Source organism: Streptomyces sp. NPDC028331, assembly GCF_055565775.1.
The window spans coordinates 197,243-211,077 of sequence record NZ_JBVHTR010000009.1; the positions used below are offsets into that span (position 1 = coordinate 197,243).

General features: G+C 70.8%; 11 protein-coding genes. 4 read left to right on the forward strand and 7 right to left on the reverse strand.

Going from position 1 to position 13,835, the window contains the following annotated elements:
• Position 1: 1 nt before the first annotated feature.
• Positions 2 to 2,251: a RecQ family ATP-dependent DNA helicase gene (locus ACZ4SW_RS16170; protein ID WP_468243042.1), complete on the forward strand. Its 2,250-nt coding sequence runs from the start codon at positions 2 to 4 to the stop codon at positions 2,249 to 2,251.
• A gap of 232 nt (positions 2,252 to 2,483) precedes the next feature.
• Positions 2,484 to 3,119, forward strand: coding sequence for a hypothetical protein (locus ACZ4SW_RS16175; RefSeq protein ID WP_468243044.1), 636 nt, complete (start codon positions 2,484 to 2,486; stop codon positions 3,117 to 3,119).
• 433 nt (positions 3,120 to 3,552) lie between these two features.
• Here the strand turns inward: ACZ4SW_RS16175 and ACZ4SW_RS16180 are convergent, their stop codons facing one another.
• From ACZ4SW_RS16180 to ACZ4SW_RS16190, 3 genes are all read right to left on the reverse strand, one after another.
• Positions 3,553 to 4,158: a hypothetical protein gene (locus ACZ4SW_RS16180; protein WP_468243046.1), complete on the reverse strand. Its 606-nt coding sequence runs from the start codon at positions 4,156 to 4,158 to the stop codon at positions 3,553 to 3,555.
• Positions 4,159 to 4,227: 69 nt separating this feature from the next.
• Entirely contained in the window at positions 4,228 to 4,929 is a 702-nt protein-coding gene (locus ACZ4SW_RS16185) for a ribonuclease HII (RefSeq protein ID WP_468243048.1), read from the reverse strand.
• 139 nt (positions 4,930 to 5,068) lie between these two features.
• Positions 5,069 to 5,692: a TetR/AcrR family transcriptional regulator gene (locus tag ACZ4SW_RS16190; RefSeq protein WP_468243050.1), complete on the reverse strand. Its 624-nt coding sequence runs from the start codon at positions 5,690 to 5,692 to the stop codon at positions 5,069 to 5,071.
• A gap of 175 nt (positions 5,693 to 5,867) precedes the next feature.
• On the opposite strand from ACZ4SW_RS16190, the gene ACZ4SW_RS16195 reads away from it, so the two are divergent.
• Complete coding sequence (locus ACZ4SW_RS16195) at positions 5,868 to 7,415, forward strand: MFS transporter (protein WP_468243052.1); 1,548 nt, start codon at positions 5,868 to 5,870, stop codon at positions 7,413 to 7,415.
• A 286-nt stretch (positions 7,416 to 7,701) separates the two neighbouring features.
• On the opposite strand, the gene ACZ4SW_RS16200 is transcribed toward ACZ4SW_RS16195, so the two are convergent.
• The 3 genes from ACZ4SW_RS16200 to ACZ4SW_RS16210 all read right to left on the reverse strand — a co-directional run bounded on the left by ACZ4SW_RS16200 (position 7,702) and on the right by ACZ4SW_RS16210 (position 10,161).
• The gene (locus ACZ4SW_RS16200; RefSeq protein WP_468243055.1) at positions 7,702 to 8,607 is read right to left on the reverse strand and encodes an ADP-ribosylglycohydrolase family protein; all 906 of its coding nucleotides are present in this window, start codon (positions 8,605 to 8,607) and stop codon (positions 7,702 to 7,704) included.
• 12 nt (positions 8,608 to 8,619) lie between these two features.
• Positions 8,620 to 9,279, reverse strand: a complete 660-nt coding sequence (locus tag ACZ4SW_RS16205) for a histidine phosphatase family protein (protein ID WP_468243057.1) — start codon at positions 9,277 to 9,279, stop codon at positions 8,620 to 8,622.
• Positions 9,280 to 9,555: 276 nt separating this feature from the next.
• Positions 9,556 to 10,161 (reverse strand): YdbC family protein, encoded by a 606-nt coding sequence (locus ACZ4SW_RS16210; protein ID WP_468243059.1) that lies wholly within the window; start codon positions 10,159 to 10,161, stop codon positions 9,556 to 9,558.
• Between the two features lie 128 nt (positions 10,162 to 10,289).
• Between ACZ4SW_RS16210 and ACZ4SW_RS16215 the strand changes: the two genes are divergently transcribed.
• Complete coding sequence (locus ACZ4SW_RS16215) at positions 10,290 to 10,844, forward strand: TerD family protein (RefSeq protein WP_468243061.1); 555 nt, start codon at positions 10,290 to 10,292, stop codon at positions 10,842 to 10,844.
• Between the two features lie 59 nt (positions 10,845 to 10,903).
• On the opposite strand, the gene ACZ4SW_RS16220 is transcribed toward ACZ4SW_RS16215, so the two are convergent.
• Entirely contained in the window at positions 10,904 to 13,792 is a 2,889-nt protein-coding gene (locus tag ACZ4SW_RS16220; RefSeq protein ID WP_468243064.1) for a vitamin B12-dependent ribonucleotide reductase, read from the reverse strand.
• Positions 13,793 to 13,835 lie beyond the last annotated feature (43 nt).

The window sequence follows — 13,835 nt, forward strand, 5'->3', positions numbered from 1 at the left end:
CATGACCGACGAACACCTGCGACCGACGACGGACGAAGCACCCCCCTTCGCGGCACCCCCGGGGACCGCGCCCGAGGGCCCGAGCGCCCCGGCCACGGGCGAGGACGGCCTGCGCGCCGCTGCCGACGCCGTGCTCGCCCGGCTCGTCGGCGCGCCGGCCGGTGAGGCCCGGCTGCGCGAGGACCAGTGGCGTGCCGTGGAGGCCCTGGTGGCCGACCGGCGCAGAGCCCTGGTCGTGCAGCGCACCGGCTGGGGCAAGTCCGCGGTGTACTTCGTCGCGACCGCGTTGCTGCGCGAGCGCGGTGCGGGTCCCACGGTCATCGTCTCGCCACTGCTCGCCCTCATGCGCAACCAGGTCGACGCCGCCGGGCGCGCGGGCATCCACGCGCGGACCATCAACTCCTCCAACCCGGAGGAGTGGGACTCCATCCAGGCGGAGGTGACCGCCGGCGAGGTGGACGTGCTGCTGGTGAGTCCGGAGCGGCTCAACAACCCCGACTTCCGCGACCGGGTGCTCCCCGAGCTGGCGGCCGCGACCGGTCTCCTGGTGGTGGACGAGGCGCACTGCATCTCCGACTGGGGCCACGACTTCCGCCCCGACTACCGCCGGTTGCGGACGATGCTCGCGGACCTCCCGCCCGGTGTGCCGGTGCTGGCGACGACGGCCACGGCCAACGCCCGGGTGACGGCGGACGTGGCGGAGCAGCTCGGCACCGGAGCCGGCACGGACGCGCTGGTGCTGCGCGGGCCGCTGGACCGGGAGAGCCTGCGCCTGGGCGTGCTGCGTCTCCCGGACTCCGCGCACCGGATGGCCTGGCTCGCGGACCACCTCGGGGAGCTGCCCGGGTCCGGGATCGTCTACACCCTCACGGTGGCGGCGGCCGAGGAGGTCACGGCGTTTCTGCGGCAGTGCGGGCACACCGTGGCCTCCTACACCGGGAAGACGGAGAACGCCGAACGGCAGCAGGCCGAGGAGGACCTGCTCGCCAACCGGGTCAAGGCTCTGGTCGCCACCTCCGCCCTCGGCATGGGCTTCGACAAGCCGGACCTCGGCTTCGTGGTGCACCTGGGCTCGCCCTCGTCCCCGATCGCGTACTACCAGCAGGTGGGACGTGCCGGCCGCGGGGTGGAGCACGCCGAGGTGCTGTTGCTGCCGGGCAGCGAGGACCAGGCGATCTGGAAGTACTTCGCCTCCATCGCGTTCCCGCCCGAAGAGCAGGTGCGGCGCACGCTGGACGTCCTGGCAGGGGCGGCGCGCCCCCTGTCCCTGCCCGCTCTCGAGCCGCTGGTGGAACTGCGCCGGTCGCGGCTGGAGACGATGCTGAAGGTGCTCGACGTGGACGGTGCGGTGCGCCGTGTGCAGGGCGGCTGGATCGCGACGGGCGTCCCGTGGACCTACGACACCGAGCGCTATGCCTGGGTGGCCAAGCAGCGCGAGGCCGAGCAGCAGGCGATGCGGGAGTACGTGACGACGGCGGTCTGCCGGATGGAGTTCCTGCGACGGCAGCTGGACGACGAGACGGCCGCGCCCTGCGGGCGCTGCGACACCTGCGCCGGACCGTGGTTCACGGACGCCGTCTCCCCGGCCGCGCTGGAGGCGGCGCGCGGTGAACTGGGCCGCGCCGGCGTCGAGGTGGAACCGCGGAAGATGTGGCCGACGGGCCTGCCGGCGGTCGGCGTGGATCTGAAGGGACGCATACCGGCCGGGGAGCAGGCGGCACCGGGCCGGGCACTCGGGCGGCTCTCGGACATCGGCTGGGGCAATCGGCTGCGTCCCGTACTCGCACCCCAGACCCCGGACGGCCCCGTCCCGGAGGATGTCGCCCAGGCGGTGATCGGCGTGCTGGCCGACTGGGCGAAGGGCCCTGGCGGCTGGGCCTCGGGACGACCCGACGCACCGCCGCGTCCGGTCGGCGTGGTCGCCATCGCCTCCCGTACGCGTCCACGGCTGATCCACACGCTCGCGGCGCGTGTCGCGGAGGTCGGGCGACTGCCGCTGCTGGGTTCGGTGGAGTACACAGGCGACGCCCCGCGGGTCGCCCGGAGCAACAGCGCGCAGCGGCTGAAGGCGCTCGCCGGAACGCTGACCGTGCCTCCCGCGCTGGCCGCGGCCCTGAAGGAGGCCGGCGGTCCCGTCCTGCTCGTCGACGACATGACGGACACGGGCTGGACCTTGGCGGTGGCGGCGCGCATGCTGCGCCGCGCCGGGGCGGAGGGGGTGTTGCCGCTGGTCCTCGCCGTGCAGGCGTGACCCGCCCCTTCGCTGGGAACACACAGGGCAGACAAGTAGAGGGGATATCGGCGACACATCACGACGAACCGGTCAGCGGCCTCAATTGCTCGTTGCCGCAACCCAGTTCGACGGGAAGAATTGAGGTCCGCTCCCCGCACGGCTCGTCCGTGATCCGGCAGGGCTCTGCTGCGGTGTGCGCCCCCCGTCCCAGCCCGCCCGCAGTGTGGGCGCGTCAGCCGAAGGGAGGATCGTGACCTTCGGATTCGCTTCGTCCTCGGCGGCATCCCTGGCAGATTCCGCCGACCCGTCCGCCGCTTCCGCCCATCCCGTGGCCCGGTTGCTCGAGCCCGCGGAGTGGGCAGCCGCCGGGATTCCCCTGCTGCGCAACCCCCGCGAAGTCGTCAGCGGACTGCACGCCCGGCACCGGCCACGGCCCTCCACCGCCGTGGTGGCCGTCCTGGACCCGGACGAACGGCTGTGCGCGAGCGCCTCGTTCACCCGGCGTCCCGCCCCGGCGGACGGGTGGGTGTTCCGCAACGCGCTGCTCGCCCAGTTGCGCCGGGTCATCCCGCACGACCTGAGGCGCCGGACGCCGGTGCGGACGGCGGTGCTGCTCTACTGCCGGGAGGGCGACACGCGGTGGACGGAGGAGGACGGCGCGTGGATGTGGGGCCTGCGCGACGCGTGCACATTGCACGGGCTGCGCTGTGGTGCGTACATCACGCTGACGCGCAGTGGCTGGCAGGTTCTCGGCGAGGACCGCGGCGGCCGCCGTCCCAACGCCGAGTCGGCGCCCGAGGAGTTCGATCCGGCGGGCATACCGCTGCAGCAGCCTCGCACCGGGGGCGTTTCCTCGGACCTGCTGCGTCGGGCCGCCGCCCGCTGAGGGACACGGCCGTCGGAAACGCCTCCGGGAGCCGGCTCCCCACGACGGCGCAAGGCCCTCGAACCAGTCCGTGAACCCTCGGCAGGCGGCAGCCGATCGCTGAGCCGCCGTCCGGGAAGGGGCCGCACGCCGAAGAAGCGGGGCCGTACGCCGAAGAAGCACGGACGTCGCCCACGATAGCCGTCCGAGGAGACCGTCAGCCGATACCGCGCCGCCGACGGCCGATACGCGGCCGTGCCGACCGACACGGCGGGGACACAACGGCAGCAGGCACGACGAAGAGACCGCCGTACTGGTGCCGTCGACGCGGCACCCCCGACCGCCGAGCCGAAGCCCGAAACCGGCCGCCGAGCCGAAAACCGAACCGGCACCCGGCTCCGGACTTCGGAGCCCAAGGACGGAACGCGAGCAGACCTGGCCGGGGCCGGGCCGCTCAGACGCCCGCGCCGAGCACCGAGTTGATCTGCTTCGGGTCGCCGCAGACGATCAGCAGGGCACCGGCCCGGCTGAGCGCCAGCGGAAGCGCGGCGCCGACAGTGGCGTCGGTGCCGCCGTTGACGGCGACCACGACCACCGGCCGGGCGGCGGCACGGGACGCCACCGAGGCGTCGGCGTAGAAGACGTCGTCACCGGCGTCGTGCTGCGCCCAGTACGCGGCCTCGCCGAAGGACAGTTCGTGCGCGGCCCACGGGTGCGGCTCGCCGGTGGTGATCACCAGCACGTCGCCGGGGGCGCGACCGGACTCCAGCAGCAGGTCGACAGCTTCCTCGGCGGCATCCAGCGCACCCTCGGCCGAGGCCGGGATGAGCTGGATCTGCGGAGCGGAGGCAGGAGCGGACGGTCCGGGCTTGGCTGGCTCGCGCGGGGTGCGCTGGGCCGGCACCGGCCGGACGGGCCCCGGACGGCCGGGACGGGCAGGGGCCGCGGGGCGGGGGCCCGGTACAGGACGGGGGGTCGGCGCGGTGCGGCCGCCGGCCGGCGTGGCGCGGGGACCCTGGGCACTCTCGTGAATCTGAGGCTCCTCGGGAATGAGAGGCATGAGCTGATTTTTATCAAACGCCGAAGCGACCGGCATCGGCGGGTGGCACGTCAGTACGACCGGAACCGGTCAGAAGTCGAAGCCGAGCTGGCCCTCGATTTCCGGAACGCTTCCGTCCGCCCAACTGCGGACCTTCTTGAGGTGCCGCCACTGGGGCAGCGCATCAAGATACGCCCACGACAAGCGGTGGTACGGGGTGGGGCCCCGCACCTCCAGTGCGGCCTTGTGCACCGGCGACGGATAACCGGCGTTGGCCGCAAAACCGAAGTCTGCATGGTCGATACCCAGTTCGGCCATCATTTTGTCCCGGTGGACCTTGGCGATCACCGAGGCCGCCGCGACCGCCACGCACGACCGGTCGCCCTTGATCACCGTACGGACCTTCCAGGGCGCGCCGAGGTAGTCGTACTTCCCGTCGAGGATCACCGCGTCGGGGCGGACGGGCAGCGCCTCCAGGGCGCGGACCGCCGCGAGCCGCAGGGCGGCCGTCATCCCGAGATCGTCGATCTCCTCCGGGGAGGCGTGACCGAGGGCGTAGGCCGTGACCCACTTCCGCAACAGCTCGGCGAGTTCGGTGCGTCGCTTGACGGTCAGCAGCTTCGAGTCGGTGAGGCCCTCGGGCGGTCGGCGCAGACCCGTGACCGCCGCGCAGACGGTGACGGGACCGGCCCACGCGCCGCGCCCCACCTCGTCGACACCGGCGATGATCTTCGCTCCGGTCGTTGCGCGGAGGGAGCGCTCGACGGTGTGAGTAGGGGGTTCGTACGGCATGGCGCCCTTAGCGTACGCCGCCGGGATCCCCGTGCGACACCCCGGTTTCCCCGGGCGACGGCACACGCACCGACGGCCGTGCGGCAGCCCGGCGACTGTGGCGCCGCAGTCAGGCCGGCGCGGCTGCCCGGGGCCGGGATCAGCCCCCCGCCGGCCGCAGCAGCGGAACCATCAACTGGTCGATCATCTCCTCGATTTCCTGGTCATTCCATTCGCATGCGCAAATCTTTGAGCGATACATCATCATCGCCGGAATGGCGTCGAAGACGTATCCGTTCACCGCGTCGGGCCGCACCTCTCCTCGCTCGATTCCACGGGTGACGACCTGGCGCAGCAGCCCGATGGTCGGCTCGATGACACCCCCGTAGATCACCCCCTGGAAGCGCTCCACCTCCGCCGTGTCGCATTCGTGAATGACCGAGCGGAGGGCGAATCCGGGGCGCGAGTACATGGCGTCGCGCGCCTGCCGGCACAGGGCCAGCAGCTCCTCCCGCACGCTTCCGAGGTCGGGGGCCTCCTCGAAACGCGGCAGTCCGGCCTGGAGCGCGTCCGCGACCAGGTCCTCCTTGGACGACCAGCGGCGGTAGACCGCGGCCTTGCCGGTCTGGGCGCCGGAGGCGACGCCCTCCATCGTGAGGCCCTTCCAGCCGACCGTGCTGAGCTGTTCGAGCGCGGCGTCGAGGATCGCGCGTTCGAGCACGGCACCACGCCGACGGAGGGAGGCCGGCCGGGCAGAGGCGGCCGTCCAGGACGAAGTACCCATGTGTGTTTCTCCGTTGAGCGGCGGAAGCGGGGATTCCGAGGATAGGGCGGACAGTGCGGCGATGCCGCACGGCAACGAACTCAGTGAACGCTTGCGTTCACTGACGGGGACTCACTACCGTGTGGCAAGAAAAGTGAACGCAGCCGTTCACTAACGCACTTGTGGGGGACCCATCGTGACAACCTCTCCATTGATCGAGGAACAGAAGCCGAAAGCCGCCCGCCGGGAGGGGCGTCCCGGCATCGCGCTCACCGTCATCGCGGCCTGCCAACTCATGGTGGTACTCGACGCGACGATTGTGAACATCGCCCTCCCGCACATTCAAGACGCGCTCGACTTCAGCACGACCGACCTCACATGGGTGGTCAGCGCCTACACGCTCACCTTCGGTGGCCTGCTGCTTCTGGGCGGACGGGCCGGCGACATCCTCGGCCGGCGCCGGGTGTTCATGACGGGCATCCTGCTGTTCACCTTCGCCTCGCTGCTCGGCGGACTCGCCCAGGAACCCTGGCAGTTGCTGGCCGCACGCGCCCTGCAGGGCGTGGGTGGCGCGATCGCGTCGCCCACCTCGCTGGCTCTGATCACCACGACGTTCGCCGAAGGCCCTGAGCGCAACCGGGCGTTCGCCGTCTTCGCCGCCGTCTCGGCCGGTGGCGGCGCGATCGGTCTGCTGGCCGGCGGCATGCTCACGGAGTGGCTCGACTGGCGCTGGGTCCTCTTCGTCAACGTGCCCATCGGCGTGCTGATCGCCGTCCTCACCCCCATGTACATCAACGAGTCCGAACGCCATCCGGGCCGGTTCGACATCGCGGGCGCGCTCACGTCGACGGCGGGCATGGCGTCGCTGGTGTACGGCTTCATCCGCGCGGCGGAGGACGGTTGGCGGGACGGCCTCACGATCGGGTCCTTCGGGGCAGCCGTGGTGCTGCTGCTGGCGTTCGCCTTCATCGAGAGGCGGGCCAGGGAGCCGATCACACCACTGCGGATGTTCGCCGACCGGAACCGCTCGGGCACCTACGTGATCATGCTCAGCCTGGCCGCGGCGATGTTCGGCATGTTCTTCTACATCGTGCTCTTCGTGCAGAACGTGCTGGGGTACTCGCCGATCTCGGCGGGGGTGGCCTTCCTTCCGGTGACGGTGGCGATCGTGATCGGCGCGGGCCTCTCACAGCGGTTCCTGCCGGTGCTCGGCCCCAAGCCGTTCATGGTGGTGGGCGCGACGCTGGTGACGATCGGGCTGGGCTGGCAGGCGTTCATCAAGCCGGACAGCTCGTACGCGGGCGGTGTGCTCGGTCCGATGCTGGTCTTCGGCTTCGGCATGGGCCTGAACTTCGTGACGCTGACGCTCACGGCGGTGTCGGGTGTCGCCCAGCACGAGGCGGGGGCGGCCTCGGGTCTGCTCAACGCCACGCAGCAGGTGGGCGGTTCGCTCGGCCTGTCGATCCTGACCACGGTGTTCGGGACGGCCAGCAGGGACGAGGCGGGGAAGCAGCTGCCGAAGTTCCTGACGAACGGCACGGCGGAGCAGAAGGCCCAGTTCGCGAAGACACATCAGCTGCCGGCTCCGTGGGGGAACGAGGTGCTCGCCCACGGCATAGCGACGGCGTTCGTGCCGGCTGCCGCGATGGCGGTACTGGCTCTGGTCACGGCCGCGGTGGTCATCCGGGTGCGGAAGAGCGACCTGGACGCCCTGGCCGGCGCGGCGGGCCCCGCCGCAGGCTGAGATGCCCCGTCCGCCCTTGCCCCCGCTCCGGAACCGGAGGACAAGGGCGGACGGCCTGAGCAGCCCGGGGGCCAGGGCAGAGGAATCGGCCCGCCTGTCAAAGGCGCACTCGTCAGGCCCCGACCCCTGGCCTCCGGCTCACCGGGCCCGGCCCTTACGAGGGCGACGGCCCACTGCGCAGCCGCTCCATCCGCTCCGCGAGGGAAGACGACCCGAGCGGCCACGCCCGAGCCGACCCGGCTGTCCGCGGCGCAGCCGGCACGCTCCGCTCACCGGCCCCGCCCGCCTAGGAAAGCGACGGTGCCCACTCCGGCAGCCGCTCCGTGCGCTCCAGCCACTCCCTCGGAGGGGCCCCCGCCTTCCCGGAGGCCACCACTCCGCCGACGATCGCGCACGTCGTGTCCATGTCGCCCCCCACCTGGGCGGTGGTCCAGAACGCCTCCTCGTAGTCGCCGAGGGCGCGCGCGGCCGACCACAGCGCGAACGGCACCGTGTCGTGCGCCGTCGTACGCCGCCCGCACCCGAGCACGGCCGCCACCGTCGTCGCGTCGCCGTAGTCCAGCATGTCCCGGGCCCGCCGCAGCCCCGCCGCCACGGCGCTCCTCGGTACCAGCGCGATCACCCCGTCGAGCAGGGCCTCCGCGCTCGGCGGCCCCGCCGGATCGGCGGCGAGGGCGGCCGCCGCGGCCACGGCCATGGCACCGACCACGGCCTCGCGGTGCTGGTGCGTCGTGTACGCGGAGATCTCAGCCTGGTGGGTCGCCTGCTCGGGGTCGTCGGCGTACCAGGCACCGAGCGGCGCGATCCGCATCGCCGCGCCGTTGCCCCATGAGCCCTGCCCGTTGAACAGCGCCGCGGCCAGCTCCCGCCAGTCGCCGCCCTCCCGGACCTGCCTCAGCAGGCGGCCCACAGCCGGCCCGTAGCCGCGGTCGAAGTCGTGGCGCTCGGCGAAGGAGCGGGCCAGCTCGTCCTGGTCGATGCGCTGGTGCGTGGCCAGCACGGACACGACGGAACAGGACATCTCCGTGTCGTCCGTCCACTGCCAGGTGCCCGGCGGCAGCTCGCGGCGCTGGAGGAGCGGATAGTTCGCAGGAACGAAGAACTGCGAGCCCAGCGCGTCCCCCACCGCGAGACCGCGCAGGCCGGCGAGGGCGCGTTCCAGGCGCCCGAGCGGAGAGAAGTCAGAGGTCATCGCCCTGCCACTCTAACCGGTCACCCAGTACGGATCCGGGTCGCGCCAGCGGTCGAAGGGCCGGTCCAGCTTGTACTTGCCGTTCTCCTGCAGCACGAGCATGCGCGTCTCGCCGTTCCCGGGGTTGGACAGCGACTCGAATTCCGCGACCGTCCAGTGGAACCAGCGCATACAGAACAGCCGCATCGCGAGCCCGTGGGTCACCAGGAGCACGTTCGGCGGATGGTCGGGCTCCTCGAAGCTGCGGAACAGGCTCTCCAGGAAGCCACCGACCCTGTCGTACACGTCGGCCCCGGACTCGCCCTGGGCGAAGCGGTAGAAGAAGTGCCCGTAGGCGTCCCGGTACGCCTTCTGCAACCGCACGTCGTCGCGGTCCTGCCAGTTCCCCCAGTCCTGCTCGCGCAGCCGGGGCTCCTCGCGCACCCGGACGAGGTCGGGGTCTAGGTGGAAGGCGCGGAGCGTCTCGTGGGTGCGGCGGTAGGGGGAGACGTAGACGCTGACGCGTTCCCTGCCGAAGAGCTCCCGCAGCCGCTTGCCCGTCTCCTCCGCCTGCTGCCATCCCCTGTCGGTGAGCGGCAGTGCGTGGTCGGGCTCGCGCTCGTACACGGAGTCATCGGCGTTCCCCACCGACTCGCCGTGCCGGACAAGGACGATGCGCCGTGGTCGTGCCATGCCAGAACCCTAGATCGAGCGGCCGCCGAACGGGCACTGGAGGGTCTCCATAAGGCGCAGGTCACACCGGAGCGACCCGCAGAGGTCCATCCGGATTCCAAACGGTCCGGGGAGGACGGGGCCGGGTCGAGCCGACGGGGTCAGACGTCGACGCGCGGACGGCCCGGGGCACACCGTTTACGTGGACGGACCGGGTCACCACCCCTCCCCTGGCGGTCCGGGGTCACACCACTCACCTGGACGGCCCGGGTCACACCACTCACTGGACGGCCCGGGTCACACCGTCCACGTCGGCTCGAGCTCCACGATGTCCCCGGTGAGCGCCGCGACATCCGCCTCCGTCTGCGCCCGCAGCGCCAGCCGCTCCACGCGCTCCTCGCGGTACTTGCCGTGCTCCGCCGCCGACTGCCACATGGATAGGATCAGGAACTCATGGCCCGGCCCCTCCCCGAAGAGTCCGCGGATCATGCCGGGTGAACCCGCCATGGCCGGGTTCCAGACCTTCTCCTGCATCAGCGCGAAGTGCTCGGCGCGCTCCTCGTGGACCCGGCAGTGCGCGACGCGCACCACGTCGGCGTCGGTGAAGCGGGGCTCGAAGCCGGTCTTCACGTCGAAGCGGTGGTCGAAGAGCCGGACCTGTTGGTCCTTGAAGGTGCCCGTCTGTGAGGCGGCCAGCCGGTCGTGCGAGCGCGCCATGAACGAGTCGTAGAAGGCACGGCTCTCCCAGAACGCGAAGATGTGCGCCACGCCGGGCCTGACCCGGCTGAAACCCCCGCCCTGTCCCCGGAAGCCCGGCTCCCCCAGAAGCCCCGCCCACTTTCGCTGCCCCCGTTCGAAACCGCGGCGGTCGACCACGGTGCAGCGAATCCACTTGACCAGCACCGCGCCATCGTAAGGCCAGCGTGCGTGGCGTTGGTCACGCTCCCGCGGAGTGCACCCGAGCGAGCGCCCCGCGCGCAGGGCACAATGGACAACTGGCCCTGACGGAACGTGAGTTCCCATGAGGGCACATGGCCACGGGGAGGGGATGGGAGATGACCGGTCTCAACAAGGGCATCCGCAAGGTCGAACTGGCGGTGAAGTGGGATCCGAGTCCCTCCGACCAGCCACCCACCGACCTCGACATCGTGGCCGCGACCTATCTGGCCGACGATCCCTATGGGGCACCCGCCTATGTGGTGCACTTCGACAGCCGCTCCCCCGACGGCACGATCTACCTCAACCGCGACAGCCTGGACGGCAAGGGCTTCGGCTGGGACGAGGTCATGACGGTCGAGTTGTACCGGCTCGACGACCGGTACGCGCGCGTGGTGGTCGGTGTCGCCATCCAGCAGCGGGCGGGCCGCAGAACGTTCGTCGGCGTCCTGAACCCGGCGCTGCGGGTCCGCGAGGACTACACCGTGCTCGCGCAGGACGACTTCGGGGGCGTCCTCGGTGCCACGGCGGCGAGAGTGGCCGAGTTCGTACGCGACTCCTCCGGCGAGTGGACGTTCCACCCGGGCGTCCACGGCTTCGACACCGACCCGGAGGGCTTCGCCCGCGTCATGGGCGGCCCGCTCTCCTAGGCCCGTCAACGCCGAAGGGCGGCCCGGCCGGTGGCCGTGCCGCCCTTCGACGGGTCGGGTCAGCTGCAGCCGCTCGTCGAGCCGCAGCCCTCGCAGATGTAGCAGGAGCCCGCCCGCTGCATCTTCGTGCCGCAGGAGAAGCACAGCGGGGCGTCGGCCTGGATGCCCAGCTGCATCTCCACCAGCTCGGCGCTGGTGTGCGCCTGCTGCGGGGCCGGCTTGGCCGCGGCGGACTCCGTCCTCGGCGTGGCGACCGCCTTCAGCTCCTGGGCGCGCGGGGCCGACTGGGCCAGGCCCTCGACGTCGACCTCCTCGTCGTCGATCGGCTCGTAGGAGCCGGTCTCCAGGTGGCGCTGACGCTCCTCGGCGGAGTGGATGCCGAGCGCGGAGCGCGTCTCGAAGGGCAGGAAGTCCAGCGCCAGACGGCGGAAGATGTAGTCGACGATCGACTGGGCCATCCGCACGTCGGGGTCGTCCGTCATACCGGCCGGCTCGAAGCGCATGTTGGTGAACTTCGAGACGTACGTCTCCAGCGGCACGCCGTACTGCAGGCCCACCGAGACGGCGATGGAGAAGGCGTCCATCATGCCCGCGAGGGTCGAACCCTGCTTGGACATCTTCAGGAAGACCTCGCCGAGACCGTCGTCCGGGTAGGAGTTCGCGGTCATGTAGCCCTCGGCACCGCCGACGGTGAAGGAGGTGGTGATGCCGGGACGACCCTTCGGGAGACGCTTGCGGACCGGGCGGTACTCGACGACCTTCTCGACCTTGGTCTCCGCGGCGGGCTCCTCGGCCTTCTCCTGCGCGGACTCCTTCTTCTTGGCGGAGAGCGGCTGGCCGACCTTGCAGTTGTCGCGGTAGATCGCGAGCGCCTTGATACCCAGCTTCCAGGCCTCGAAGTAGATCTCCTCGACCTCCTCGACGGTCGCCGACTCCGGCATGTTGACCGTCTTGGAGATGGCACCGGAGATCCACGGCTGGATCGCGGCCATCATGCGGACGTGGCCCATCGGGGAGATGGCGCGCTCGCCCATGGCGCAGTCGAAGACCTCGTAGTGCTCGGGCTTCAGGCCCGGCGCGTCGATCACATTGCCGTGCTCGGCGATGTGGGCGACGATCGCCTCGATCTGTTCCTCCTGGTAGCCGAGGCGGCGCAGCGCCTGCGGCACGGTGCCGTTGACGATCTGCATCGAGCCGCCGCCGACCAGCTTCTTGAACTTCACCAGCGCCAGGTCCGGCTCGACACCGGTGGTGTCGCAGCCCATGGCGAGACCGATGGTGCCGGTCGGGGCGAGGACGGACGCCTGGGAGTTGCGGAATCCGTTCTTCTCGCCGATGCGGAGCACGTCCTGCCAGGCCTCGGTGGCCGCGGCCCACACCGGGGTGTCCAGGTCGTCCATGCGGACGGCGGTGGCGTTGGCGTCGGAGTGCTGCTTCATGACGCGCAGGTGCGCCTGCTCGTTGCGGGCGTAGCCGTCGTACGGGCCGACGACCGCGGCGAGCTCGGCGGAGCGGCGGTAGGCGGTGCCGGTCATCAGGGAGGTGATGGCGCCGGCGAGGGCACGGCCGCCGTCGGAGTCGTAGGCGTGACCGGTCGCCATGAGGAGGGCGCCGAGGTTGGCGTAGCCGATGCCGAGCTGGCGGAAGGCGCGGGTGTTCTCGCCGATCTTCTGCGTCGGGAAGTCCGCGAAGCAGATCGAGATGTCCATCGCGGTGATGACCAGCTCGACGACCTTCGAGAAGCGCTCGACCTCGAAGGACTGGTTGCCCTTGCCGTCGTCCTTCAGGAACTTCATCAGGTTCAGCGAGGCGAGGTTGCAGGACGTGTTGTCCAGGTGCATGTACTCGCTGCACGGGTTCGAGCCGTTGATGCGGCCGGACTCCGGGCACGTGTGCCAGTGGTTGATCGTGTCGTCGTACTGGATGCCGGGGTCGGCGCAGGCCCAGGCGGCCTCGGCCATCTTGCGGAACAGGGCCTTGGCGTCGACCTCCTCGATGACCTCGCCGGTCATGCGGGCGCGCAGACCGAACTTCTCGCCGTTCTCGACGGCCTTCATGAAGGTGTCGTTGACGCGGACCGAGTTGTTGGCGTTCTGGTACTGGACGGAGGTGATGTCCTCGCCGCCGAGGTCCATGTCGAAGCCCGCGTCGCGCAGGGCGCGGATCTTCTCCTCCTCCTTCACCTTGGTCTCGATGAAGTCCTCGACGTCCGGGTGGTCGACGTCCAGGATGACCATCTTGGCGGCGCGACGGGTGGCACCGCCCGACTTGATCGTTCCTGCGGAGGCGTCGGCGCCGCGCATGAAGGAGACCGGGCCGGAGGCGTTGCCGCCGGAGGACAGCAGCTCCTTGGAGGAGCGGATGCGGGAGAGGTTCAGGCCGGCGCCGGAGCCGCCCTTGAAGATCATGCCCTCTTCCTTGTACCAGTCGAGGATCGACTCCATGGAGTCGTCGACGGACAGGATGAAGCAGGCGGAGACCTGCTGGGGCTGGGACGTGCCGACGTTGAACCAGACAGGGCTGTTGAAGCTGAAGATCTGGTGCAGGAGGGCGTACGCCAGTTCGTGCTCGAAGATCTCCGCGTCGGCGGGCGAGGCGAAGTACCTGTGGTCCTCACCGGCCTTCCGGTAGGTCTTGACGATGCGGTCGATCAGCTGCTTGAGGCTGGTCTCGCGCTGGGGGGTGCCGACGGCACCGCGGAAGTACTTGCTGGTGACGATGTTGACCGCGTTCACCGACCAGAACTCGGGGAACTCGACGCCGCGCTGCTCGAAGTTGACCGAGCCGTCGCGCCAGTTGGTCATGACGACGTCACGGCGCGCCCACTCGACCTCGTCGTACGGGTGCACGCCGGGGGTCGTGTGGATGCGCTCGATACGCAGTCCCTTGGTGGCCTTGGCTCCCTTTGCCCGGGAACCTCGTGCCGGACCACTCGCCGTCTCTGTCATGCCGCCTCCCTGATATCGGGCGAAAACGCCCTGAGGTGCCCTT